25 protein-coding genes and 1 pseudogene are annotated in these 24,019 nt (G+C 45.9%); 20 read left to right on the top strand and 6 right to left on the bottom strand.

All coding sequences use genetic code 11. The annotated features are described in order from the left end of the window. The first annotated feature begins 31 nt into the window (after positions 1-31). Positions 32-1,174, top strand: a complete 1,143-nt coding sequence (locus AACT52_RS21115; RefSeq protein WP_073633227.1) for a transaldolase family protein — start codon at positions 32-34, stop codon at positions 1,172-1,174. Here the strand turns inward: AACT52_RS21115 and AACT52_RS21110 are convergent. Next, positions 1,171-4,809, bottom strand: a complete 3,639-nt coding sequence (locus AACT52_RS21110; RefSeq protein WP_073633226.1) for an NB-ARC domain-containing protein — start codon at positions 4,807-4,809, stop codon at positions 1,171-1,173. The genes AACT52_RS21115 and AACT52_RS21110 overlap by 4 nt on opposite strands. A 31-nt stretch (positions 4,810-4,840) precedes the next feature. Next, the gene (locus AACT52_RS21105) at positions 4,841-5,128 is read right to left on the bottom strand and encodes a hypothetical protein (RefSeq protein WP_073633225.1); all 288 of its coding nucleotides are present in this window, start codon (positions 5,126-5,128) and stop codon (positions 4,841-4,843) included. 318 nt (positions 5,129-5,446) lie between these two features. Between AACT52_RS21105 and AACT52_RS21100 the strand changes: the two genes are divergently transcribed. From AACT52_RS21100 to AACT52_RS21065, 8 genes are all read left to right on the top strand, one after another. Continuing rightward, a complete protein-coding gene (locus AACT52_RS21100; RefSeq protein ID WP_073633224.1) occupies positions 5,447-5,704 on the top strand; it encodes a DUF1816 domain-containing protein in 258 nt (85 codons plus the stop codon). Between the two features lie 138 nt (positions 5,705-5,842). After that, positions 5,843-6,205, top strand: a complete 363-nt coding sequence (locus tag AACT52_RS21095) for a PRC-barrel domain-containing protein (RefSeq protein ID WP_073633223.1) — start codon at positions 5,843-5,845, stop codon at positions 6,203-6,205. A gap of 172 nt (positions 6,206-6,377) precedes the next feature. Next, on the top strand, positions 6,378-7,151 hold the full coding sequence (locus AACT52_RS21090; protein WP_073633222.1) for a ZIP family metal transporter: 774 nt from the start codon (positions 6,378-6,380) through the stop codon (positions 7,149-7,151). 246 nt (positions 7,152-7,397) lie between these two features. Further along, positions 7,398-7,793, top strand: coding sequence for a VOC family protein (locus AACT52_RS21085; protein WP_073633221.1), 396 nt, complete (start codon positions 7,398-7,400; stop codon positions 7,791-7,793). Positions 7,794-7,849: 56 nt separating this feature from the next. Next, complete coding sequence (locus AACT52_RS21080) at positions 7,850-8,566, top strand: SDR family oxidoreductase (RefSeq protein WP_073633220.1); 717 nt, start codon at positions 7,850-7,852, stop codon at positions 8,564-8,566. A gap of 16 nt (positions 8,567-8,582) precedes the next feature. After that, positions 8,583-9,347 (top strand): SDR family NAD(P)-dependent oxidoreductase, encoded by a 765-nt coding sequence (locus tag AACT52_RS21075; RefSeq protein ID WP_073633219.1) that lies wholly within the window; start codon positions 8,583-8,585, stop codon positions 9,345-9,347. A 154-nt stretch (positions 9,348-9,501) separates the two neighbouring features. Then, positions 9,502-10,548, top strand: a complete 1,047-nt coding sequence (locus AACT52_RS21070; protein WP_073633218.1) for an S-adenosylmethionine:tRNA ribosyltransferase-isomerase — start codon at positions 9,502-9,504, stop codon at positions 10,546-10,548. Then, a complete protein-coding gene (locus tag AACT52_RS21065; protein WP_073633217.1) occupies positions 10,545-11,744 on the top strand; it encodes an FAD-dependent oxidoreductase in 1,200 nt (399 codons plus the stop codon). The genes AACT52_RS21070 and AACT52_RS21065 overlap by 4 nt, the downstream gene beginning before the upstream one ends. Here the strand turns inward: AACT52_RS21065 and AACT52_RS21060 are convergent. Further along, positions 11,741-12,463 carry an HAD family hydrolase gene (locus AACT52_RS21060; protein WP_233154032.1) on the bottom strand — a complete coding sequence of 241 codons (723 nt, stop codon included), beginning with the start codon at positions 12,461-12,463 and terminating at the stop codon, positions 11,741-11,743. The genes AACT52_RS21065 and AACT52_RS21060 overlap by 4 nt on opposite strands. A 284-nt stretch (positions 12,464-12,747) precedes the next feature. On the opposite strand from AACT52_RS21060, the gene AACT52_RS21055 reads away from it, so the two are divergent. From AACT52_RS21055 to AACT52_RS21045, 3 genes are read left to right on the top strand one after another with little or no spacing between them, the layout of a single operon-like run. Further along, on the top strand, positions 12,748-13,347 hold the full coding sequence (locus AACT52_RS21055) for a tRNA-(ms[2]io[6]A)-hydroxylase (protein WP_073633215.1): 600 nt from the start codon (positions 12,748-12,750) through the stop codon (positions 13,345-13,347). 24 nt (positions 13,348-13,371) lie between these two features. Further along, a complete protein-coding gene (locus AACT52_RS21050) occupies positions 13,372-13,782 on the top strand; it encodes a VOC family protein (protein WP_073633214.1) in 411 nt (136 codons plus the stop codon). Between the two features lie 23 nt (positions 13,783-13,805). Continuing rightward, the gene (locus AACT52_RS21045) at positions 13,806-14,312 is read left to right on the top strand and encodes a GNAT family N-acetyltransferase (protein ID WP_073633213.1); all 507 of its coding nucleotides are present in this window, start codon (positions 13,806-13,808) and stop codon (positions 14,310-14,312) included. Between the two features lie 92 nt (positions 14,313-14,404). Here the strand turns inward: AACT52_RS21045 and AACT52_RS21040 are convergent, their stop codons facing one another. Continuing rightward, positions 14,405-16,492: a cytochrome-c peroxidase gene (locus AACT52_RS21040; protein WP_337251639.1), complete on the bottom strand. Its 2,088-nt coding sequence runs from the start codon at positions 16,490-16,492 to the stop codon at positions 14,405-14,407. 503 nt (positions 16,493-16,995) lie between these two features. Here AACT52_RS21040 and AACT52_RS21035 point away from each other — a divergent pair. The 4 genes and pseudogenes from AACT52_RS21035 to AACT52_RS21020 all read left to right on the top strand — a co-directional run bounded on the left by AACT52_RS21035 (position 16,996) and on the right by AACT52_RS21020 (position 18,931). After that, complete coding sequence (locus AACT52_RS21035) at positions 16,996-17,664, top strand: ComF family protein (RefSeq protein ID WP_073633211.1); 669 nt, start codon at positions 16,996-16,998, stop codon at positions 17,662-17,664. A 162-nt stretch (positions 17,665-17,826) separates the two neighbouring features. Further along, a complete protein-coding gene (locus tag AACT52_RS21030; protein ID WP_073633210.1) occupies positions 17,827-18,288 on the top strand; it encodes a PPC domain-containing protein in 462 nt (153 codons plus the stop codon). 1 nt (position 18,289) lies between these two features. Beyond that, positions 18,290-18,394: pseudogene (locus tag AACT52_RS21025) on the top strand (RRXRR domain-containing protein); the annotation flags it as partial. A 9-nt stretch (positions 18,395-18,403) separates the two neighbouring features. After that, a complete protein-coding gene (locus AACT52_RS21020) occupies positions 18,404-18,931 on the top strand; it encodes a hypothetical protein (protein ID WP_233154031.1) in 528 nt (175 codons plus the stop codon). Positions 18,932-19,116: 185 nt separating this feature from the next. Here the strand turns inward: AACT52_RS21020 and cobS are convergent, their stop codons facing one another. Beyond that, positions 19,117-19,902, bottom strand: coding sequence for an adenosylcobinamide-GDP ribazoletransferase (gene cobS / locus AACT52_RS21015; protein ID WP_073633245.1), 786 nt, complete (start codon positions 19,900-19,902; stop codon positions 19,117-19,119). A 386-nt stretch (positions 19,903-20,288) separates the two neighbouring features. On the opposite strand from cobS, the gene AACT52_RS21010 reads away from it, so the two are divergent. The 4 genes from AACT52_RS21010 to AACT52_RS20995 all read left to right on the top strand — a co-directional run bounded on the left by AACT52_RS21010 (position 20,289) and on the right by AACT52_RS20995 (position 22,829). Further along, a complete protein-coding gene (locus tag AACT52_RS21010) occupies positions 20,289-20,741 on the top strand; it encodes a hypothetical protein (protein WP_073633209.1) in 453 nt (150 codons plus the stop codon). A 186-nt stretch (positions 20,742-20,927) separates the two neighbouring features. Next, positions 20,928-22,049 carry a tRNA guanosine(34) transglycosylase Tgt gene (gene tgt / locus AACT52_RS21005; protein ID WP_073633208.1) on the top strand — a complete coding sequence of 374 codons (1,122 nt, stop codon included), beginning with the start codon at positions 20,928-20,930 and terminating at the stop codon, positions 22,047-22,049. Positions 22,050-22,163: 114 nt separating this feature from the next. After that, positions 22,164-22,325 carry a hypothetical protein gene (locus tag AACT52_RS21000; RefSeq protein ID WP_158054720.1) on the top strand — a complete coding sequence of 54 codons (162 nt, stop codon included), beginning with the start codon at positions 22,164-22,166 and terminating at the stop codon, positions 22,323-22,325. A gap of 366 nt (positions 22,326-22,691) precedes the next feature. After that, on the top strand, positions 22,692-22,829 hold the full coding sequence (locus tag AACT52_RS20995; protein ID WP_017318155.1) for a photosystem II reaction center protein K: 138 nt from the start codon (positions 22,692-22,694) through the stop codon (positions 22,827-22,829). Between the two features lie 299 nt (positions 22,830-23,128). Here the strand turns inward: AACT52_RS20995 and AACT52_RS20990 are convergent, their stop codons facing one another. Beyond that, positions 23,129-24,013 (bottom strand): hypothetical protein, encoded by an 885-nt coding sequence (locus tag AACT52_RS20990; RefSeq protein WP_073633207.1) that lies wholly within the window; start codon positions 24,011-24,013, stop codon positions 23,129-23,131. Positions 24,014-24,019: the final 6 nt, after the last annotated feature.

Raw genomic sequence — 24,019 nt, 5'->3', positions numbered from 1 at the left:
TAAAAAATTGATGCTCGAATGAGCTAATAAGATGAACCTTCTACAAACCCTCCGGCAGCACGGGCAATCCGTCTGGCTCGATGGTCTTGAGCGTAATTTGATTCTCACAGGTCAGTTGGAGCGATCAATTGACAACGGCTTGCGCGGTGTGATCTCAAACTTCACGAGTTTAGAGCGGGCAATTCGAGAGAGAAGCTACGATTGCGATTTTCGAGCCACTGTACGTCAACCCAATATCAATGCTCAATGGATTTACGAATATCTCACGGTTCAGGATATGCAACTAACGGCTGATCTAATGAAAGCGGTTCATAACCGAACTCATGCTGGTGATGGCTTTGTCAACTTAGATCTGCCACCCCAGGTTGCGCTTGATCCTCAGGCAACGCTGACTGAAGCCCGTCGGCTCTGGCAAACCGTGGGTTGGTCTAATTTGATGCTCAAGATTCCAGCCACTTCTGCGACTGTGTCAGTGATTGAGCAACTGATCCACCAGGGCATCAACATTAATGTAACGTCGCTTTTTTCCCAAGCTGTCTACGAACAGGTCGCAGAAGCGTACTTGAGGGGACTAGAAGTCCTGGCGAAGCAAGGAAAGGAAGTCAGCACCATTGCGAGTGTCGCTAGTTTTTCAGTCAGTCGTCTTGATGAGGCGATCACTGCCCTGATCACCACGCACCTGGAAGCAGAACAGGAACGAGGACTACCAGAGCCCTTTCGCGGCGATGTTGCGATCTGCGCTACGCAGCAGCGCTTCGCTATCGCTCAGGCAAAGGTCATGTATCAGCGGTATCAAACCATTTATCAGAGCGATCGTTGGCAGGCGTTAGCGCGTTTGGGAGCACAGCCACAGCGTTTGCTGTGGGATATCACCAACATTAGGAATGCTCGATTCCACGCCCAGTATTACATCAAATCCCTCGTGGGTGCAGGCACAGTGCTAGCGCTGTCTCCACTGATTCTACAAGAGCAGGACCATTACAGCCCAACGCATGCTAGCCTCACGGTGGGTGTAGACGCTGCCTATCAAACCTTAGAAAACCTAGAGCAAATTATCTCTCTAGAGATGATCACACCTCAGCTGCTGTCTGAGGAATTGCAGCGATCGCAGGCGGCATACCAACAACTGTTAAGAACGATCGCACAGAAGCGACAGTCTAAGCAGTCTTTTTAGTTTTCAACTGCCCCTAATGCCAAGAGCGCTGCTTGCTGCGCGACGGTTAATCCTTGAGCGCCCCTAATGTTCATACCCTCGTACAGGCGATCGGCTGTTAGCGTTTTGAGACACTCACCTGTTCTCACATCCCAAAGCTTAATCGTCTCATCATGGCTGCCACTGGCAAGTATCTGACCATTTGGGCTGAACCTGATGGCAAAGACTGCCTCTGTGTGACCTTGCAAGACGTTGAGGCATTGACCGTTTTGCACATTCCATAAGCGAATCGAAGCATCGAAACCACCGCTTGCCAGAGTTTGACCACCAGGGCTGTTGGCGGAGCCTGCGCTTGGCGCATAGTTGACCGACCAGGCACAACCCGTATGACCATGCAACACCTGGAGACATTGACCACTTTGGATATCCCATATTCGGACAGTACCATCAAAATGTCCACTGGCTAAGGTGCGATCGTCAGGACTGAAGCGAACGGAGCAGATGCCTCTGGGAGCATACAACACCTTGAAGCACTCACCGTCTTGCACATTCCACAACCGCATGGTTCGGTCATCACTGCCACTCACCAAAGTCTGACCATCGGAACTGAAGCTAACAGAGTGAACCCAACCCGTATGACCATGCAACACCTTGAGGCACTCACCGTCTTGCACATTCCACAACCGCACGGTGGTATCTTGACTGCCGCTCGCCAAAGTCTGACCATTAGGGTTAAAGCTGACTGACCAGACCCAACCCGTATGACCGTGCAATATTCTCAGACACCGACCCTCTTGCACATTCCACAACCCTACAGTTCGCTCGGTGCTGCCACTCACCAAAAACTGACCATCGGGACTGAAGTTGACTGAATATATCCAACGGGTATGACCGTGCAGCGTGTTGAGGCACTGACCGTTGTGCACATCCCATAGGCGAATGGCAGCATCCTCTCCGCCACTGACCAAAGTCTGACCATCCGGGTTGAAGCTAATCGAGTGGATGCCACACGAATTTCCCTGTAGGACTTTGAGGCACCAACCGTTTTGCGCATCCCACAGACGGATGGAGAAATCATTGCTACCACTAGCCAGGATCTGACCATCGGGGCTAAAGCTGACTGAGCGGATGCGACCTCTATGACCGTGCAACACGTTAAGGCACTGACCGTTTTGCACGTTCCACAGGCGAATGGTAGCATCATCACCGCAGCTCGCGATCTGCTGACCAATGCCTGACGGCAGGCTAACGCCAACGGGACTGAAGCAGACAGACTGGATGCTGTCTGTATGACCGTGCAACACATTGAGGCATTGACCATTTTGCACGTTCCACAGGCGAATGGCAGCATCATCACCGCAGCTCGCGATCTGCTGACCATCCGGGCTGAAGCTGACTGACCAAATCCAACCCGTATGACCGTGCAACACATTGAGACACTGACCATTTTGCACGTTCCACAGCCGAATAGCAGCATCATCACCGCCAGTCACGAGAGTTTGACCATCCGGACTGAAGCTGATCGTCAAAGCTCGCTGAGTATTCTCCTGTAAAGTTTTAAGACACTGACCAGACGCAACATCCCACAAGCAAATGGTAGAGTCCTCGCTGCTACTGGCAAGCGTCTGCCCATCGGGACTAAAGCTGACAGAGCGTACTCCATTCGTCTGTCCCTGTAAGGTTTTAAGGCACTGACCAGACGTAGCATCCCACAAGCAAATGGCAGAGTCCTCGCTGCCACTAGCAAGCGTCTGCCCATCAGGGCTAAAGCCGATCGACCAGACCCAACTCCCATGTCCTTGAATCGTCAAAAGCTGCTTTCCATCCGCCACTCGCCACAAGCGGATCTTTCCATCTGCATCGCCCGTTGCCAATCGTTCGCCATCCGGGGTAAAAGCTAATGAAATAATACCACCTAAAGTTTCAGTAAACACAGATGTTGCCAAATCAGCGTTGCGAAAATTGACCCCTGCCAGGTTGACCTGCCGCAAGTCGGCTTGCCACACGGTTAGCGCTGAAAAGTCACAGCCTCGCAAATCAGCCTGCAGATGCACCAGCAGGTTGAGGAGATTGCCCGCAATATAGTTTGGCGATCGCGGCGCTTGCTGCTGTTGCCGCTCCAGCATGGCTTTCAACTGCTGTTGAAGGGCTTGAGGGTTGCCAAAGTGGATCAGCAACTGTTCGGCGAGCACCTCAATAATCAGCCGTTTCTGCATCTGGCGGACGTAATCTTTTGCTTGTGCTTTGATCAGCGCATGCGTTCTGAGTCGATCTGGCGTTTGCGTGACAATTTCCCTAGAGACGCACTCAACGAACTGATCGGTCGCATACTCCAGCACCACAGGCTGTAGAAAAAAGCGCTCACCCTCCTTTTCAATCAGCGTAGGCGTAGCCTTATCGATTAGACATCGCCGCAACAAAGACCGAATCGCGTCCGGTAGTTTGCGCTTAGAAGTAGTGGTGACAACATCCTCACTCAACTCAAAAAGCGAGATCGGTTCCCGGTTGACAGCTAACCAAAAGATCATTTCCTGCTCAATAAGAGACAAGCGATCAAATTGTCGCTGGAGCAAGTCTCGAATGTCGTCAAAAACGGCTAACCCCTGCTCGACATAGTTCAATACTTCGGCAATTCTGCCATTAAACAGTTCTTGAGTCGCAGCTGCCACCAGCTTTAGCGCCAGCGGGTTGCCACTATAATGTGCAACTAATCTCTCCCATTGGGATTCCGTACCCGCAAATGTCCCTTTGTACCGAAACAGTTCTCGTCCTGCTTCTGGGTTCAGTCCCTTGAGCAGCAGCGATCGCACCGAAAGTTTCTCACCTTCTAGTGGCACAATTTCTCTGGGCTTTTCGCGGCTGGTGAGCAGTAAGCAACTTTGATGGGATACCTCTCCAATATCCCTGAACAGTTGACCGTATCCCTCATAGCCCGCTCGATACTGTCCGGTTTGCCCTGCACTCAGGATAGTCTCGGCATTGTCCAGAATCAGCAAACAGCGGCAGGAGCGTAAACCCTCCATCAGCTTCAGCACTTTCCCCGACAAGCTACTTGGCACAGCGATGTCCTCTCCCTGCGCCCGCAGCAAAACAGGCAGCACACCTTCTAACCACTCTTCCAACGGCGGGGCATTTTGCAGCGATCGCCACACCACCACCTCAAACTCGCTTTGAATTTGCTGTACCAGTTTGGCTGCCAAGGTGCTTTTGCCAATCCCACCAATGCCCAGCAGCAGGACGAGGCGGCACTGTTCCTCCAACACCCACTGCTTGAGGCGCACCAGTTCTTCACTACGTCCACAGAAGGTAGAGGTATCGATGGCACTACCCCAATTTGGCTGGGGCTGCTCTGCTTGGACGATTACTTCTGCTTCCTCAATAGCAGCACTGGCTCGAGAATAATCATTCCTGCTTAACTCTAAGCCAAAGGCTCGGAATGCCCATTGCAACGATTGCTTGTCTACGGGATCTGAGTGTCCCAGCACTTTGGCGATCGTATTTAAGGACAAGCCCATGCGCTCACTGAGTTCTTCCAGTGTGAAGCGATCCCCGGCATTCTCGTTGAACTCAGCTTGGATTTTGGCAGCTTGAAACTTGCCCCACCCCTGTGTAGTTAGGATGACTCCTCGGTAGCGCCTAGTCTTTTGCAGTTGCATCAAAGTCACCTATAACAAGGACGCAGCCTATTCACACAAGTTTACAGTTTACATATGAGCTAAGCTTGAAGTCTACGAATGAAACTATTGTTAACAATCCACCTTCAGTAGACGGAAAAGTTTTGCGATTGCATTCTGGCACTGCGGTACAACCAGCAATCGCTCTGGCTAAGGGACTTCCAAATAATAAATTACTCAAATAAATCAAGTTTCTAGAACCCATGCAGCCTGTAAAGCGAAGCGATTGGTTGAGCTGCGCTTGTAAAGTATCTTTTAACCTACTATCCATATAGTGAGGAGGTGCCTTTTGATTTGCCATAAGTTTACATTTCTCTAAAAGCGGGTATCTACCTACTTATATTGGGTAAATCACCTACTGAATTTGACTGCTACTTTCTATAGTCTAAAGAATAAGTTTTTAATCTTTGCCGAATAGAAAAACTTTGATTCGCCAGAATATTGTGCATATTCTCTAAAAAAACTCCCCAGAGTTTAACCACCACATTCTTGAAGAGGTTTAGCTTAGCAATGCCTCTTCTTACTGTTTGGTTGACATCTCAATTCTCAGCTTTGAGCCTTGATTTCATCCCTTAGGTGAATGTAGGTAGTCCAATCAAGATAATTGCAGGAAACTGGCATGAATTTAGCAGAAATCCTTGAAAAGGAGCCAATGGAAAAGGGCTGGTGGGTACAAATTGTCTCCTCTGAGCCCTGCTGTACCTACTACTTTGGACCTTTCGAGAGTGCTCAGCAAGCTATTGTTGACCAAGATGGTTACATTGAGGATCTCCTAAACGAAGGAGCACAAGGAATTAGTGTTCAGATTCAATGGTGCAAGCCAAAGGAACTAACTATTTGCCCAAAGGATGAATTGGCAGAGAGTTTTCAAATGTGAGGAGAGTTTAATTACCTAGCCAACGACCCCCAAAAGTAGAGCCGTAGTCAGTGATCCCATTAAGGTGGGCACGCGGTCTTACTAGTCGCTGACAAGACATCACACTACAAAAAACTAGATACAAAACAGGAGAAAACTATGACGCTTTCAAGAATCGAAGACTTTGAAGCGAGTTCCCGTCGCTCTTTTAGAGAGCATGAACTCATGCAGTTTGAGGTCTACACTGCTCAAGAGGAAAAGGCGGGGCAAGTGGTGGAAATCTTAGTCGATGAAGCCGGACATTCCCAGTACTTGGTTGTCTCACTCAATGACGAAATGACTGGTAAGCAGGTACTACTACCATATAGTGAAGCTCAGGTTGACCAAACCACAAGGCGCGTCTACGTTAGTAGACTTAACAAAGCGCAAGTCGCTGAGTTGATGGCTTACAACCCAACTGACAACAACAACATGGTCTGCGGCTTGAACGAGGAAGTGGCTTCTTCTTCTTATCCCTTGTAAGACGCACAAAGCTAGATTTGTCAATACTTTCTGAAATTTTTGCACTACCGTAACACTTATCGGATAATCGCAGGCAGACAAAATGTCAGCGATTTTTTTGCGAATTAGTTGGCAACTCATAATCATACCGACTATGATTTAAATCAGGAAGATTAAATGAAGAACCCCAAGTATGCAAAGCCTTGTTATCGGTGCAGTTGCTAGTTTAGGTGCAGGACTTGCCACAGTTCTCGGTGCCTTGCCGATTTTACTGCCAATAAATCTCACGCAGCGTGTGCAGGGAATCATGCTGGGGTTTGGTGGGGGAGTGATGTTAGCGGCGACATCGTTTTCGTTAGTTGTGCCTGGTACGGAAGCAGCTGTAGCCCAAGGTTACTCCAAAGTCATTGCAGCCTTAATTATCGTCATCGGTATTTTGCTTGGGGGAGTATTTCTGCAACTGGCACATAAGTTATTGCCGCACGAACACTTTTTCAAGCAGGAAGAAAGCGTTCGTGGCAGTAATCTAAAACGAATTTGGCTATTTATTGCCGCAATTACCATTCACAACTTCCCCGAAGGATTAGCTGTGGGAGTAAATTTTGGCAATAATAATATTAGCGATGGAATTCCCGTTGCTTTGGGTATTGGTTTGCAAAATATTCCTGAAGGTTTAGTCGTAGCATTAGCTTTGGTAGGTGAGAAATATTCACGAGGTTATGCTTTGTGGATTTCGCTGCTGACGGGTTTAGTCGAACCAATTGGCGGTGTGATTGGTGCTGGTGTGGTGAGTATTGCTAATTTCATATTGCCTTGGGCAATGGCATTTGCAGCGGGAGCAATGTTGTTTGTCATCTGTGATGAAATTATCCCGGAATCTCATCGTAAAGGTTTAGAAAAAGAAGGAACTATTGGTGTGATGTTTGGCTTTGTCGTCATGATGTTTTTGGATATTGCTTTAGGATAATTCCTGGTACTTCTCGTTCCCAGGCTCAGCCTGGTAACGGATTCCCTGAGGCTCCGCCTCACATTTTCCATAAGTTTTTTGTCCATAAGTTTTTTGACTGTCTTTTGAGGAAAGGCAGAGCCTCCAACAATAATCATTCCCTGGCAGAGGCAGGGAACGAGAAACAGAGGCAGGGAACGAGAAACAATAACCATTCCCTCGCAGAGCCAGGCAACGAGAAATATGAAAACCAAAAGGAGCAAAACAATGGACTTGATTCGCTTTGAACACATAAACGTTTCTTGCAAAGATATTGAAGCAACAAAGAAGTTTTATCAAACCCTATTTCCTGATTGGTATGTACGCGCCGAAGGAGTATTCGAGGGTAGACGCTGGATGCATTTGGGAAATAACCAATTTTATCTAGCTCTCAACGATGAAAGTAACCAAGAGCGCGTGCATACGCCCTACGAAAGTATTGGCATAAATCATGTTGGCTTTGTGATTAAAGACGGCGAAGCCATGAAAAAATTGCTTGATGCTGAGAACATTGAATATTACACAATGACAGCTCCTGAAACTAAGCACAGAATTTATGTCAATGATCCTGATGGTAATGAGATGGAGTTGGTTGAATATAACTCAGAGTACGCACTGAAATAATGGCTTGTGGTGGGCGCTGAAGTGCCTACTACTATTACCCAATAGGAGAATAAACAATGACTACAACACAGAAAGTAGCTGTAGTAACTGGTGCAAATCGCGGTTTGGGATTTGAAGCTTCTCGTCAGTTGGCTAAGAAAGGATATCAGGTGGTTCTCACCAGCCGAGATGAAGCAAAAGGCAAAGCTGCTGCCGAAAAGTTACAAGCTGAAGGTTTGAATGTCATTTTTCATCCCCTTGATGTCACTAATGATGAAAGCAGCCAGAAATTAGCTGAATTTATTCGTGAGCAGTTTGGCAAACTCGATGTCTTAGTAAATAACGCAGCCATCTACATCGATTCTCAAACAGGTGGAAACAGTGTGTTTGATGCCAAAATTGACACTTTGCGGCAAACGATGGAAACAAATGTTTACGGTGTTTTGCGAGTGACTCAAGCGTTGATTGGGTTGATGCAGAAACAAAATTATGGACGGATAGTGAATGTTTCTTCTGGCGCGGCACAACTGACTGATATGGGAAGCGGTGTTCCTACGTATCGCATTTCCAAAACCGCTTTGAATGCCTTAACGCGGATTCTTGCGAACGAATTACAAGGCAAAAATATATTAGTGAATTCCGTTTGTCCAGGTTGGGTGAAAACCGATATGGGTGGTCCAAACGCACCCCGCACACCAGAGCAAGGAGTCGATACGATTGTCTGGCTGGCAACTCTTCCTGATGAAGGTGCAACGGGTGGATTCTTCCGCGATCGCCAACCAATTGACTGGTAATATAAAGGAGTAGAAAATGAATAGATTACAAGGAAAGTATGCCTTAATCACGGGGGCATCACAAGGATTAGGAAGGCAACTCGCAATTGATTTTGCTCGTGAAGGAGCAGCAGGAATATCGATTGTGGCGCGTAATGTTGAGTGGCTGAATCAAGTGCGTAAAGATATCCAGGAAATCGCACCCAAAACACAAGTTCTCATCATTGGCGCTGATTTAACTAAGCACGAAGATATCGAGCGTGTTGTTGCGACAACTTTATGCGAATTCAACAGTCATCTCGACATTTTAGTGAATAATGCATCGAGCATTGGTCCCTCTCCCATGCCTTACTTACTCGACTACCCGCTTGAGGATTTCCGTAACGTTATCAACACCAATTTAATTGCCCCATTTTTACTCATTAAAAAGGCATTACCAGCGATGATTGAAAATGGCGGTTCCATTATCAACGTCACAAGTGATGCAGGGGTAAATGGTTACCCTGGTTGGGGCGCTTATGGCATCTCGAAATTCGGTATTGAAGGAATGTCCCAGACATGGGCGGCGGAACTTGAAGACAGCGGTGTGCGCGTCAATTGGGTAGATCCAGGTGATATGAATACCGCCATGCACCGTGCAGCAGAACCAGAGGAAGATCCCACCCAATGGGCAAATCCAGCAGATGTGACTGAAGTGTTCATTTACTTAGCTTCGGATGAATCACGCCACGTCAACGGGCAAAGATTTCAAGCTCAGGAAGAAAATTGGGGTCAGCAAACAGAAGAACCAGCGCTCGTTTAAATCGGTAACAAGTAAGTAGTGAGCGCTTAAGCGCTTACTACAACAAAATTAGTAATACTCATGAGTCATCTATCGAAAGAAGTGTTTTTCATAATCAAAAGTACTACTTTCAAAAAGTAATGATTCATACAACAATACTGTTGGTAGATGTTATATGTTAACAAAACCCTTTACTTTTACACTTCCGGCGGAGCTTTCCGCAAAAGAACCACCAGAGCGCAGGGGAATTGCCCGTGATCAAGTGCGATTGATGGTCATTAACCGTAATGACTATAGAGTCGAACATACCTATTTCAATAGCATTGGTGAATTCCTGCGCCCTGGTGATTTATTAGTCTTTAATACCAGTCGTACCCTTCCGGCTTCTCTTGATGGCTGTGAGATACCGAAAGGACAATGTATGGAAATCCGCTTAGCGCAGCATCTTGCGGATGATTCTTGGCTTGCTTTACCTTTATGCCAGCAACTACCCACCTGTAGCTTGCAAACAGGGACGCAGATTGACTTTGGTCGAGGGTTAACTGCTACTGTAGAGAATCGCGACACTCATATTCCGCAACTATGGAAAATCCGCTTCTCAAAATCAAGAACTGAGTTGATGGACACACTCTATCGCCTAGGGCGTCCGATTCGTTATGAATATGTTTCAGCACCTTGGGATTTAGACTACTATCAAACTGTCTACGCCAAAGAACCGGGTTCCGCAGAGATGCCATCAGCAGGACGAGCTTTTACGTGGAAGCTACTTTTTAATTTAAAGCGCCGTGGGGTGGAAACAGCACACATCGTACTACATACGGGTTTATCTTCTTATATGGATGATGAACTGGACGCACAGCATCTCGCCTCAGAAGAAGAATATTATATCAGTGAAGCAGCGGCACAGAAGATTAACCACACCCATAAGGAAGGAGGACGAGTCATTGCCGTTGGTACTACCGTAGTCCGCGCTTTGGAATCGGTTGCAGATGCGAATGGGAAAGTACAACCTCAACATGGCTACACGCGATTACATATTACTGCTGAGCATAAACTTAAAACAGTGGATGGTTTGCTAACTGGCTTGCATGAACCAGAAGCCAGCCACCTCGACTTGCTGACTGCGTTTCTTGCAGCACAGAAGATTAAGCAAGCTTACGAGGATGCTGTGCAGCGAGGTTACTTGTGGCACGAATTTGGAGATTTGAATCTGATTTTATGAAAACACAAATTGAGAAATTATCGAAACCTATCATCGAAAAAGTTGCCATTGTCGGTGCTGGACTTGGTGGTCTAGCTACTGCTATAGCACTGCGAAAGCAAGGGTTCGACATTCACGTTTACGAAAAAGCACAAGAATTTCGTCCTGCAGGCGCTGGTCTCACTATTGCTCCAAACGGCTTAAACTGCCTTGCTGTCATTGAACAAAGCATAGTTGAAGACCTTAAACGTTCGGGCTGCGACGTTCGTCAGGGAATTTTCAAAAAAATGACAGGAGAAACAATCGCGATTAACCCAATAAGAAGCAGGTATTTAGAGAAATACGGACAGCCATTTCTAACGATTTGGTGGTGGCGTTTGCAACAAATCCTTGCATCAAAACTACCACCCGAAATCATCCACCTCAATCATCGCTGCGTCGGCTTTGAACAGAATGATAACGGTGTGGAAATATACTTTGAAAATGGAAAAAAGGTATATGCAGATTTACTGGTTGGAGCCGATGGTTTAAACTCGGTTGTCAGAGAAAAGTTAATTGGGGATGGGAAGCCTCATTATGTGGGAAGTATGATTTGGCGGGCTGTCATCAAATATAACTACGAGCTACTTAAGCCTGATGAAATCATTTCTATAAAAGGAAATAAACAGATAATGCGCCTTCTTAATGTAGGTGACGGATATATCTTTTGGGCTATTCGTAAGTTATCGTCAGATTTCTCTGTTTCCGACAGTGCGACTCTTGCTAAGTCTCGCGTTCTTAATGAAGTTGCTGAGTGGGAAGAATCTTTGCGAGGACTCGTAGACGCAACAGAAGCTGAGCAAATCTTGGAGGGACCTATTTGCGATCGCCCACCATTAGCCCACTGGAGTAAAGGCAGGGTAACACTCTTAGGAGATGCTGCTCATCCAATGGCAACTTCGATTGGACAGGGTGCTAGTACCACTTTTGAAGATGCATACGAACTTGCCCAATGCTTTTCCCAATCATCTAGCATTGAAGAAGCTCTTAGTAGCTACGAGAAGCGCCGCATTGATCGCACACAAATTATCCAAACCCGCAGTGCATTGGCGGATATGCGCAGCTATGAAACCGACAGCGAAACATTTTCTAGGCAGACGCAGGAGCAGTCACAAACGCCGACTGGTGAGGAGTTTCTAGATTGGCTTTATAATTACAAGCCTTTTATGACGGCTTAAACCAGTTTGTTAACAGATCCGAACCCAAACAATTCCTCTAATAATTCACTTGCTTGCTCTAAAGAGTTCAACACTTTGTAAGCCAAACTTTTTATTTGAGCAGATGGCTGTTCTAGATCAGGAACCATAATAGTACACATCCCAGCCGATGAGGCTCCTTGGACACCGACATATGAGTCCTCAAAAACCACACATTCTTGAGGAGCAACACCAATTCTGCGACTGACTTCTAGAAAAATATCAGGAGCAGGCTTACCTTGGGCGACATCTTCGCTTGTGACAATTGTTGCAAAATTTTGATAAATACCAGCGCTGGTCAAACGTCGGATTGTTCTGACTAAAGATGTCCCAGTTGCCAAGCCAAGAATGACTCCAAGCGTACTTAACTGATTTAATAATTCTAATGCACCTGGTTTTATAGGAAGACCTTGTTGCATTTCTCGATCATCTCCGAGTTCAATGCGTTGGGCTGTAACAGACTCAAAAGGAAAGCTTTCGCCATATCTTCTTTTTAAAACTTTTTTCCGCCATGACAAGTCTCGACCGACAAACTTTTTGTATAAGTCGTTGAATAAATCGTCACTCATCTCATAGCCATGATTTTCTAGAGCTTTCTTCCAAGCCCAGCGAGCAATTCTTTCTGTGTCAAAAAGCAGACCATCCATGTCAAAAATTGCGGCTTTGAAATATTGCGACATATTAGGTTCTTTCAGTAACATAGTTTTGCGCCAATCGCGCTTCGTGATATGGCGCGAGCTTATACTTTTATAAGTCGTATTTCTTACTTCATCAAGGAATGCAACTATTCCTTAATTTACTCAAAAATTTTGGCGCTCGCCGTCATTGGTAGAAACAATCGCGTAAGGGAAATCTGGGAAACGAATAAATTCATAATGTTCGTAAAAAGAGCCAGCCTGCTCATCTTGGGTTATACATCTAAAAAATGCCTATTGATGCAGCCCAAGATTACATTTAAAATGTAGAGTTTTATAACCCAAAACCCGTGCTTTCATCTCAGTTACCGACGATTAACGCCCTGAAACAACCCACGAGTTCCGCTTGGGTGGAACAAGCAATATCTAACTTAGACACCATTCTCCTCGACCACTCCCACTGCGAGCGCAAAGCAGCTAGTGCAGCGTTAAACTTTATGTTTCGCTACCCTTCTAATGCCAAAATGGTGCGGGAACTCACCAAAATCGCCCGCGAAGAACTAGAACACTTTGAACTGGTCAATCAATGGCTGGAACGCCGGAATATCCCCCTTGCTAATTTACAGCCGCCTCCTTACGGTGCTGGTTTGAAAGCACAAGTTCGCCCCAAAGAACCAGAGCGGTTTTTAGATTCTTTGCTCGTCACCGGTTTAATTGAAGCTCGCAGTCACGAACGCTTGGGATTGTTAGCAATTCACTGCCCTGAGCCAGAATTAGCGAAATTTTATCACAGCTTGATGGCATCTGAAGCGCGGCACTATGGTACATACTGGGTTCTGGCTGATACTTACTTTGACCGTGAAATTGTTATGCAACGACTGGATGAGTTGGCAGTTGCCGAAAGTGACTTGTTAGCAAGTTTGCACCCAGAACCCCGTATCCACAGCTAAAAGTACCAGGAGAGAGACAGCTTGATGATTACTGGTATTAATCATATCAATCTATCTGTCAAAAACTTGGAAGAATCTTTCCAGTTTTACCAAGAAGTTTTAGGCTTTCAACCGATAGCAAAATGGAAAAAAGGCGCTTACTTTCTTGCGGGGGATTTGTGGTTTTGCATCTTTGAGGATGAAAACACCAGAGATGCTCCCCTCAAAGAGTATACCCATATTGCTTTCACGGTTTGTGAACAAGATTTTGCAAAAATCAGTGACCGGATTAGAAACTCACAAGCCAAAATTTGGCAGGAAAATACCAGTGAAGGTGCATCTGTTTACTTTACTGACCCGAATCATCATAAACTAGAGATTCACGCTTCCGATTTGGCAACACGAATTAAGACAGCAAAGGAAAATCCCTATGAGGGGATGGAGTTCTTTGTCTAGAGCTTTTAATACTGTTATTGCAAATGAAAAGTTACTATAAGGATTTTTTGATTCGTAACTGGGAAGAGCGCGATCGCGCTCCTGCGGCTGAAATTATCCGGTCTGTATTATCAGAATACGGTTTGGGTTGGGAGCCACAAGGAGCAGACCGAGATGTGCTGCAAGTGGAAGAATACTACTTAGCAACTGGGGGAGAGTTTTGGGTAATCGAATACCAAAACCAACTTGTGGGTACTGGGGCATACTACCCGATCACACGAGGGGAAAAAGCCGTAGAAATACGCAAAATGTATCTTTTACCCAGCGTGAGAGGTTTAGGATTGGGGAAATATTTGCTACAACAGTTAGAAGCAGCGATTGCGCGGAGCGCAGCGCCAGAGGCGATCGCATCCCGTGGTTTTCAGCAAATTTGGATTGAAACCGCCAGTGTTTTGACCGAAGCAGTCAAGCTGTATGAAAGCAACGGATATCAAAAAGCAACAGGCGTAGAAACAGCTCGTTGCGATAGAGTGTATGTCAAAGTTCTTTAATTTTGCTCTATTAAAAAAGCCTGGTTTCCCAGGCTTTTCATCAGTTAACACGATTCAAGGTCAATCTTAGAGGTAGGATTGATCCCTGTTATTTAAGAGGTTGCGAGGAAGTTCGGCAGAGGATTGCCACCGTTACGACCAACAGCGGGGATTTTCAACAGAGCATCCGTCGCTTGCGTGGTGTCGTCATTGGTTTTGACGTTGGGGTCGATGGTGACGGAGTTTTGGTCTCCTGGATGTCCGTTAGGAACGAACAGTTCCGGGTGGTCGAAGGGCGCTTTTTGATAGCGGACTCGTTCATCAGTCAACCCTTTCAAAAAGGCAACCAGCGCCTGTTTATCCTTTGGTTCCAGGTTCAGCACTCGCAAACCGCCAAAGTCCCCGCCCCGACTGTAAAAATCAACCACTTGCTCCAGCGTCGCCTGACCACCGTTATGGAAGTAGGGGGCAGTGAGTTCGACATTGCGAAGTCCGGGTGCCTTGAAGGCTCCGTCTGCAACCACCGTTTCACTGGGACTTAGCGGGGGATTGAGCGTAGGGGGGTCTTCGCCGAGGAGATCTTTAAATTTCCCTTGCTGAGCCAGCCGTACCTCGGAGAGCGGATTGCCCAACGGATTTCCTGACTCATCTTTATCATTCCTATCAAGACCACCCAAACCGGGGTCTTCGCTGGAGGGTCTGACACCAATGCTGAAGAAGCCAGTGTCTTCGGCGAGCCCACCAGCCTGCACAGGCGCACGTGAGATTCGTCCCCTTTGAGTTACGGTACTTACTGAAGCGGCGGTCAATTCCGATCCTGCGTGGCAGCCAATACACCCACTATTCTGGAAAATGGTCCACCCCTGCTGTTGCTGGTCAGTCAGGGCGTTAGGCTTCTTGGCTAAGAACTGGTCAAAAGGTGTATCATCAGACACCAATGTTGATTCGTACGCCTGAACTGCCAACCCAAAGAACAGCGAGAAGTTGTACTCCATCTGCGTGTATTCGATAGTGCTCAAGCGGCGCTTCGGCTTACGGAGGAAGGTTCGCTCGCCGGTTTTTGGATCAACTCGGATGACCACATTTGATCGCCACCACTCCGGTTTGAAGGCGTCCCGGATCAACGCCTCGTAGGACTTTCTCAGACCTTGTCTGGGCGAATTGGCAGACGATCTGCTTAAAGGACCTAAAACGCTGTCATCATAAGCCACAATCTGCTTGGCAAGGGGCTGCAAGGCAAGTAGCTTCTTACCGAGTTTTCTACCAAACCTTTTCAAAGGCGTGGGACTTGATGGCGAAAGTTGTTGCCCTGAGGAGTCAGTGCTGTCGGTAGTGCTTTGACTGTTTTGGGACGCCTGCGAATCAGGGTTATTCTCAACCGCCTGACCTTGGGCGTTGGTCACGCTAACCGTATCGTTTGCTTCGGACTCCTCAACCCTAAACGGTGAGATGATACTGGTGTTTTCAAATGCCGTCTCGAAGGCATTAAGCGGCGGTCCCACCGCCTGTGAAGCTAGAGAGGAATTATTGAGACTAACTTGCACATCTTCCAGCCGCCTCTGGGTGGTTGCTTTCAAAACAAAAGCATTCGGGTCTCTCAACCCTAAGGGATTCACCCCGTTGAAGGTGTTCTGAGCCAGTCCGTCCCAGAAGTTACGAAAGTTGAACACTGCGTTGATCACCGACGGTGAATTGCGGGGCGTTACCCGACGTACGTTCGTGCCTTTGACATTGAAGACATCATCCTTCAAAGGCGTCACTTTGTCCTTGTCACTGCCAGGATTGACGTCAACGAATTCTGACCTAAAGACCCCTTGAGAGCCGGTGACGTCATTACTGTCCGACACAACGGTCGATGAAATGTTATTTGGGTCTGCCAGCTTATGGAATGGGTAATCTGCTGCCGTCAACTGGTAGTTCGGACTGCCTCCCGTAGTGAAAGCCGTATCCAAAAGACCTGGGCTGATCTGGTTCTTGGATCTGTTGTCAACTCCGGCATGAAAGTGACAGCTGGCACAGGACTGGATGCCATCGCTGCCAAGCTGCATATCCCAGAAAAGAGATTTTCCTAGGGCGATCGCAGCCTTTTCGTCCTTTACGAAATCTCCTAAATTCTTTGGTTTTGGAACCTCTATCTGCGACAAGGGAAGCGGCCCATTGACCTGCGCCGATACACTATGTCCGGCTAAAATTGCAGCCATCACTAGTGCAGCAATTGTCGTGCCCCTTTTTATTTTCGTGCTCCAAGACAATTTGGATGCTAGGTAATTGCGTCCTCTTAGCATCCCGCCTGCCCACATGGCAATGATTTGTGTTACTTCTAAAAGTCTTGATAGCAGATGGATAAAAGGGAAAGCAGAATGATCCCTTCTCCTACTTGCCTTTTGGGTGTCTTTCGACTCCTCTAACTCAGGCAAGCTGCTATGGCTATTTTTTCTAGCATGGCTCATTTGTTTTTCTGTTTTTCTGGTTTTTTGCCAAAATTCTGAGTCAATTTATGCTATAAGTCTGTTGCAACAATATGTGCTGCTTTAAACAGGGTTTCTAGAACCTAATTGAAGCCATACGAAACAAAATATGGCTTGAGTTATCTTTCGCGTTCACTCAGCGATTTTACGCAAGATAGAAATTATTTAATACGATTTTTACATTATCCTGTTTTATACAAAGTATCGGTAAAGTAGAAGGTAGTCATTGACCTGAAATGAAAAACTGGACTCAAAATTTTAAAGGTTTACTCAACCTTTTTCTACAATCCAACTGCCCCCTTTGCCAACGTCCGACCTCCCAGGATTTGTGTCAAAACTGTAGCAGACAGTTGCAAAAATGTCACCTAAAAGACCCCAAATATCTGTGGAAAGACCCCCTACCAGTGTTTGCTTGGGGGGCGTATAGCGGTATCCTCAAACGGGCGATCGCTGCAATGAAATACGAAAATCAACCCCAAATTGCCCGTCCTTTGGGTCAATCCTTAGGAGAAGCATGGCTATTGCATACGCCCGTTTACGAGAAGATTGTGGTTGTTCCTATTCCACTCCACGCTAATAAGCAAAAAGACCGGGGATATAACCAAGCTGCATTGATAGCCCAAAGTTTTTGCGAAACAACTGGATTAAAATTGAAACAAAATGGTTTGCAAAGGGTGCGAGCGACTGAAGCGCAATATTCTTTATCAGCCTCTAAGCGAGCCAAAAATTTAACTGAAGCTTTTGGAATAGGCAAAGATTTTCGCCGCCGTCCAGAAGTTCCGGTGCTTTTGGTTGATGACATTTACACAACGGGTGCGACTGCTATGTCTGCTATGCAAACACTTAATCAAGCTGGAATGAAAGTTTTAGGGTTAGCAGCATGTGCTATTACCTTAAAGGTGTAGGGGCGCAAAGCCCTATCGTGATAAGTAAGTTACTATGTAAGTATGATTTTTTTGAATGTGGCGTGAATTCTTACCCCCTACCGTCTCCCTGCATAGGCAAATTCTGCTTAAGAAAACTATAATTAACCAGATTACTCTGTTTTTGTGGGAATAGTCTTTGGAATGATAAATAAGGGTTTGGCGGTGGGATTGAAACAAGTCACAATCATTCCTGCCACGTTACTAGCAATTGGTATAGGTACAACAGCAGCATTTGCTCAAGCCAATAAATTTTATAATCCACTTTCTATACCTGTCGGTAATGAAATTAGTGATACACTCTCTGACAAAGACATTCCCACAGGTCAAGGTGGATTTGCCCGTGATTACATGGTGAAGTTGAATAAGGGCGATAATCTGGCAGTTGATCTGGTGTCTGACAGTTTTGACTGTATCATCACACTGCTGGGACCCAATGGAACAACATTGGCGGAAAATGACGATGGTCCTGATGGTACCAGCAATTCTCTACTTTTTACCCGAATCACAGAAACAGGTAATTACGTCATTCGCGTTCGGTCTTTTGGAGAAACTGGCGTTGGAGCTTTTAAACTTAAGGTGACACGGCTACAGGCAGTTAAGTAAACTGCCTTACAATCAACGCGCTCATCGCCAAGCCAGGTTTGATAATCGGCGAGGAAGCAAGCTGCCGCCCAGCATTCGAGCCAATCGAGAGCTTGAATTAAGGATCGTTGACGAATTGTCTTTGATCTACCCAATCACCACCATCGCTTACGAGATTGTCAAGGCGCGAGGCGATAAAGCTTTTAGTCCGGTGATGGTTGGGCAGTACTGGCAGATAGAAAACTTTGCTGAGTACTGCGAAGTGCGAGAAGTCGAGGGCTGGCAAACTGCGCAGATCCGGCAACAATTAGGGCTACAAAAACAGAAACATTCAAAAGGGGACGCCATACCCGCAACCCATGCCGTTGATGGTGTTGCTCTAGCCTGTAGCGCGTTCATTCAGTACGGCATTACCTCGACTCATTCGATGGGATGGCGAGGCAACGTGACTGTAACGCCTGCGCCCTTTGCAGTGATCCGGCGTCCTCCGGTTAGCCGTCGTCAGCTTCATCTAATGGTGTTTGCCAAGGGTGGAGTAAGGCGCAAGTATGGCGGCACTGTTACCCGCCATGGATTTAGAAAGGGCGATTTAGTTCAATCTCCCAAGGGTATCGGCTACGTCAGTGGCGACACCGAGAAACAAATATCTGGAGCGCGATGCTAATTGGAAACGATTAGGACAGATAGCATCTAGTAAGATTCAACTACTGCGCCGCTCAAACGGTCTGATTGTGACTTACTAGATTTTGTAAAGCCGTCCTTCGCTTCGCGCGCATGACGGGGTTTCAAACCCAAATTTTCGATGAAATTATGAATTGTAAATTATGAATTACGAAACTTTTTTCTGATTTACAATTCATGATTTTCCAAAGTGGTTAGTACACAAAGAAATAAAGCTTCTGTCCACTCAACGACTGCGCCGTAGGTATCTCCTGTATGTCCACCTAATTTATGGTTAAACCAAGCACCAGTTAGAGTGGCGATCGCACTTCCAGCGAGCATCATTCCCAAGGCGAAAAACAAACTTTTGTCTAGCAGTATTTGTAAACCACTCAAACTCATCATCAATAACAGCCCTGGTAGCAAATCTTTGTAGGAACGAATCGCTTGTTTGTGAAATGCGCCTTTGCCAGTAGGTTTTAGGTATCGATATTGGGCGATCGCCACTTGTTGACCCCAACGTCCCCACCCACAAGCAACCATCAAAACCAACCAACGGTTTTTCTCTAAATCTGTCAATGCCGCTGTTTTCATTAATACTAAGGCAATTGCTGCCATTGCTCCAAACGCACCTGTAGCACTATCTGCCATCACCTCTAGTCGTCGCTTTGGGTCACCCACTGCCAATCCATCCGCAGTATCCATTGCTCCATCTAAGTGTAGCCCACCGGTAATCGCAATCCAAACACACACCACCAAAACGCTACGGGTTAGCGTTGGCACACCTAAATAATTCATGCCGACATCAAATAGCCCTAAAATTCCCCCAATGATTAACCCTACTTGCGGGGCAAACCGTGCCACTCTGCTGAAGTCTAACCCGTTTACATAAGGTAGGGGAATGCTAGTATAGAATATAAGAGATGCTGCTATATCTAACAGCAGTTGTTTCCACCACTGAAAAAAATTAGTCATATTTTTGACATTAATAACAATTTCCTGTATTTGCCAATTAAGGAATAACACTGACAATTGAGCGACATACAGAGCCATTAATTTTTAAAGCTTTAAATAAGATTTCCATTTATGAGAAACTTATCCGAAAAATTTTGTTATTCTTATCTCAGTATAAAAAGTTAAAACCTTGTATAGGATTAACACTTTTATGCTGGGGTTAGGCAGTCAAAATTTAGTTCACTGGCAGTTTAGCAGTGCTGTTTCTTAAAAACCAGTTATCACAGCTTTTGAGTTATTCGCTCTACAGAGTTGATATTTGATTAAAATGTAGGGGATAAAAAAAGCTGTTGTTTTGACTGCTTTACTGTGTTATATCTCACCTGCCCTCTTGAAGTTGTTTAATTATGAGCCATCATCTACCTAACGCAAAGATACCAGCCCCGTGCATTATCAGTACAGGTGTGGTTGTAAATAAGCTTGATATGCGGCGATTGCTGACGGATTTAGGTCGTGTCCGCTACATATACACTTACGCAGGTAAGTTGCAGAGTGAGGGTGAAGGGGATGTTATGGAAGTATTTGCCAATCCACAACGTTCTACCCTAGTCGCAAATCATGCTCTTTACCTGAATGTTCACAGTTTTGATTACTTGGAACTGAAACAGCCTTCACAAAAAGAAACCTACTTTGACCTAGTGCAAGAAGGGGTGTGTCTGCGACTGATTCCTCTGTCAACTCCCTTGCAAGAGCGACAACAACGTTGCTTGAATGTCAACGATATAGAAGTGATGATGGAGCAAGTACTATCAGCAAAATGGGATGCAGAATTTGACGACGATAATTCAGATTTGCTCTAAAGCTCCATCAGCTATCAGCATTTCATCTATCAGCTTTTGAGCATTCTTTAGTAAAAAACGTCTTTATACAGCTAAATTAGGATAACCAGTTAGCTAAAAAGCTGAGGTTGAGGAGCTTTTCGCCTGGGCGGGTTTGCCTTTGAGGCGAGGAGCGTTGCTGAATGTTTGATAAAGGTTAATTGTCTCTTGAAAGCAAAATTTTCTTTTCAACGTCTGACCAGCTGTAGCCAAACGAAAGCTAGAGCCGGGATTTTTTTTACCCCTCATGGTCCGGTGGAAACCCCACGATTTATGCCGGTGGGGACGCTGGCAAATGTCAAAACTCTAACTCCTGCTCAACTGCGGGATACGGAAGCACAGATGATATTGTGCAATACTTATCATTTGCACCTCCAACCAGGTGAAGCAATTGTGGCTGGAGGTGGAGGACTGCACAAATTTATGGGCTGGAATGGTCCGATCCTGACTGACTCTGGTGGGTTTCAGGTCTTCAGCTTAAGCGAAATGCGAAAAATCAGTGAAGAGGGTGTCACGTTTCGCTCACCTCATGATGGTCGAATTATTAATTTAACACCAGAACGCTCGATTGAGATTCAGAATATTTTAGGGGCAGATGTCATCATGGCGTTTGATGAGTGTCCGCCGTACCCAGCAACTCGAGAAGATGTGGAAGCAGCAACGCTGAGGACTTACCGTTGGCTAGAACGTTGTATTGCGGCACATCAACGCAGTGACCAGGCATTGTTTGGGATTGTACAGGGAGGTGTGCATCTCGATTTGCGCTCCTCTGCGGCTATTGCTTTAGCACAGTTGGATCTGCCCGGATATGCTATTGGTGGTGTGAGTGTGGGCGAACCGCCAGAACTGATTGCAAAAATTGTGGAAGCGACAGCACCCCTGCTCCCACCAGAAAAGCCACGTTACTTGATGGGTGTAGGTACCTTTCGAGAAATGGCGATCGCGATCGCTTCAGGTGTCGATTTATTTGACTGCGTGATTCCCACCCGGTGGGCGAGACATGGAACGGCGATGGTGCAAGGCGAACGGTGGAACTTAAAGAATGCACAGTTTCGTGAAGATTTTACGCCTTTAGATGAAACTTGTCCTTGCTACACTTGTCAAAACTTTAGCCGTGCATATTTGTCTCATTTGGTGCGATCGCAAGAAATCTTAGCTTACACTTTGTTAAGCATTCACAATATTACTGAAGTCATTCGCTTTACTCAAAATATACGCAAAGCAATATTAGAAGACCAATTTGCCACAAAATTTGCCCAATGGCTGACTCCCACACCGCAATCAGGTTAAACAATGAGCAGGAATTCTTTATAATTGTTTGGGCAAAGATGAGAGGGATGTTAAGATTCTGATATTATATTTATCAGTCTTTTTGATAGATGTTTTTGTACAACCGTAGGAACTATGGTGGTGCTGCCTGTGGAGGTAATTGTTACTCAGTGTCTCGATTCGTTCGAGTGGCTGGAACATCCTCAGAAGCAGGAACTCCTGGTAGCGATGTCAGGAAACTACGTTCCTATTGGACGTAGACAAGGTTCACGATACTTGTCAGGAACTCCTAGTTGAGTGCAAACCCCACGAATAAATTCGGGGGCTTGTGGTTAACGCAACCTGACCAGCTTCAGTCCTTTACTGGACTACGTTTAGAGAAAGTGCTAAAAGTCCCACCTACAAATGCTTGCCAGTTTGTAGCTCTGGAACCAGACGATTAAACAAGTTTATGGGAGTTAAGCTAGTGTCGTTTGGATATGCCGACTCTAAAGATTAGCGAGGCAAACTTTACCCGAAAGGGTTTCCCGGCAACGGGAGTTTAGGGATAAGTTTGGCGTGCAATTTATTGCACGTCGAGCTTCATCCCCATAAATAGAATTTAGGGGCTTCCGCTCTTTGATTTTCGGTGAAAGCTGTGTTGGATAGGTGGATTTAATAAATATGGAAGCAGCATTGTTATTAGCAAAACTACCTGAAGCTTACCAAATCTTCGACCCGCTGGTAGATGTTCTACCACTCATTCCTGTGTTCTTCTTGTTGCTGGCTTTCGTTTGGCAAGCAGCGGTTGGTTTCAGATAAAATTGGTGGACGCGATTAATCGCGTCCACCACCATGATGGAAATATCACAGCATTAAGCAGGGTGGACAATGTCCACCCTGCTTAAATCTATATAAGATAAGTTCTCACTAGTACAGGTTGGCGGAAATCAAAGTACCATACCCGAAGGGAAGCCCTTCGGGTTCGCAGTCGCCGTGAGAGCGGGAAACCCTCCAAAGGGCGCTGTCTCACCGCTACGCGTCTACAAGATTGACGAAAAGCTTATGGTGTAGGTATTTTGAATTTTAAATTTTGAATGCGTGAATTCTGCAAAGCGGTACTAGCTAGCTTTAAGCGCTGCTCTTAATTCTTTGAGAACACGACCGATTTCTATAAATTCCAAGTTATTGGAGAGCTTTTTAAGAGTTTCAGCATCGCTTTTAATAACAATACCATTGTAAGCCTTGATAGCGGCATTCAATTGACTAACATCTACAATAAGCCGTACTAGTTGTAATCCAGTTCCTAGCGTTGCTTCTGAATCAAAACCTTCTAATAAACCTGCTACGTTGTCCACAAGCACTGTGTTGCTTGTAAGAGCAATGTTATTGTAAGTCTCAATAGTGGCATCCAATTGACTAACATCTAGATTGTATTTTTCTCCACTTAGAGCAAGCTGATTATTAGCGACTAACTGTACTGGTTGTAATCCAGCAACAGTTACGCCCGGCGTTGCTGCATAATCAAAACCTTTTAATAAACCTGCTACGTTGTTCACAAGCCCTGTAATTAGAGATTGAGGAACTCCTGAACTAGATAAAGAAGTCTGTACCTTACTAATTGCTGTACTAGCAGCAACTCCTCGCACTAGGATGACGACTATCGCACTTCTTGGATTTTCAACACAAAAACCGCTGTCAATCCGGTCACCACAGCCACTTTGGTCTACTATCCTGGTAGCCACATTATTCAAACTTTGTTGAACTTTCTGTGGAATACTAATTGTACCGTTTACCTCAACTGATACATTTGTACCAGGTACGAGTTGAGTAGGTGCAGACTGATTTGTACGATTAAAAGTATCGCCAGTGAAAGTCGATGATTCTACGCTAGTTCCGTTAACAACATTCTGACCAGCATAGACTTTTAAGGGTGTAGCGCTAATAAGATAACCTGCAAACAAGAGTAAAAAACCCAAACTGAGGCGAGATTTTTGCTTCTTCATTGCTGC

The organism is Scytonema sp. HK-05 (genome assembly GCF_963872035.1).
Classification (GTDB): Bacteria; Cyanobacteriota; Cyanobacteriia; order Cyanobacteriales; family Nostocaceae; genus Kalymmatonema.
Note: the sequence above shows the minus strand (reverse complement) of the source record. Positions and strands in the feature narration are given on the sequence as shown.

Coding starts and splice junctions, on each gene's coding strand:
- AACT52_RS21095 (WP_073633223.1), top strand. CDS start 5,843: ATGACGCTTTCAAGAATCGAAGACTTTGAAGCGAGTTCCCGTCGCTCT.
- AACT52_RS21080 (WP_073633220.1), top strand. CDS start 7,850: ATGACTACAACACAGAAAGTAGCTGTAGTAACTGGTGCAAATCGCGGT.
- AACT52_RS21010 (WP_073633209.1), top strand. CDS start 20,289: ATGAGCCATCATCTACCTAACGCAAAGATACCAGCCCCGTGCATTATC.
- AACT52_RS21090 (WP_073633222.1), top strand. CDS start 6,378: ATGCAAAGCCTTGTTATCGGTGCAGTTGCTAGTTTAGGTGCAGGACTT.
- AACT52_RS21085 (WP_073633221.1), top strand. CDS start 7,398: ATGGACTTGATTCGCTTTGAACACATAAACGTTTCTTGCAAAGATATT.
- AACT52_RS21060 (WP_233154032.1), bottom strand. CDS start 12,463: ATGTTACTGAAAGAACCTAATATGTCGCAATATTTCAAAGCCGCAATT.
- AACT52_RS21075 (WP_073633219.1), top strand. CDS start 8,583: ATGAATAGATTACAAGGAAAGTATGCCTTAATCACGGGGGCATCACAA.
- AACT52_RS21030 (WP_073633210.1), top strand. CDS start 17,827: ATGATAAATAAGGGTTTGGCGGTGGGATTGAAACAAGTCACAATCATT.
- AACT52_RS21065 (WP_073633217.1), top strand. CDS start 10,545: ATGAAAACACAAATTGAGAAATTATCGAAACCTATCATCGAAAAAGTT.
- AACT52_RS21105 (WP_073633225.1), bottom strand. CDS start 5,128: ATGGCAAATCAAAAGGCACCTCCTCACTATATGGATAGTAGGTTAAAA.
- AACT52_RS21070 (WP_073633218.1), top strand. CDS start 9,502: ATGTTAACAAAACCCTTTACTTTTACACTTCCGGCGGAGCTTTCCGCA.
- AACT52_RS21110 (WP_073633226.1), bottom strand. CDS start 4,809: ATGCAACTGCAAAAGACTAGGCGCTACCGAGGAGTCATCCTAACTACA.
- AACT52_RS21000 (WP_158054720.1), top strand. CDS start 22,164: ATGGTGGTGCTGCCTGTGGAGGTAATTGTTACTCAGTGTCTCGATTCG.
- AACT52_RS20995 (WP_017318155.1), top strand. CDS start 22,692: ATGGAAGCAGCATTGTTATTAGCAAAACTACCTGAAGCTTACCAAATC.
- AACT52_RS21040 (WP_337251639.1), bottom strand. CDS start 16,492: ATGGCTGCAATTTTAGCCGGACATAGTGTATCGGCGCAGGTCAATGGG.
- AACT52_RS21035 (WP_073633211.1), top strand. CDS start 16,996: ATGAAAAACTGGACTCAAAATTTTAAAGGTTTACTCAACCTTTTTCTA.
- cobS (WP_073633245.1), bottom strand. CDS start 19,902: ATGACTAATTTTTTTCAGTGGTGGAAACAACTGCTGTTAGATATAGCA.
- AACT52_RS20990 (WP_073633207.1), bottom strand. CDS start 24,013: ATGAAGAAGCAAAAATCTCGCCTCAGTTTGGGTTTTTTACTCTTGTTT.
- AACT52_RS21045 (WP_073633213.1), top strand. CDS start 13,806: ATGAAAAGTTACTATAAGGATTTTTTGATTCGTAACTGGGAAGAGCGC.
- AACT52_RS21115 (WP_073633227.1), top strand. CDS start 32: ATGAACCTTCTACAAACCCTCCGGCAGCACGGGCAATCCGTCTGGCTC.
- AACT52_RS21050 (WP_073633214.1), top strand. CDS start 13,372: ATGATTACTGGTATTAATCATATCAATCTATCTGTCAAAAACTTGGAA.
- AACT52_RS21100 (WP_073633224.1), top strand. CDS start 5,447: ATGAATTTAGCAGAAATCCTTGAAAAGGAGCCAATGGAAAAGGGCTGG.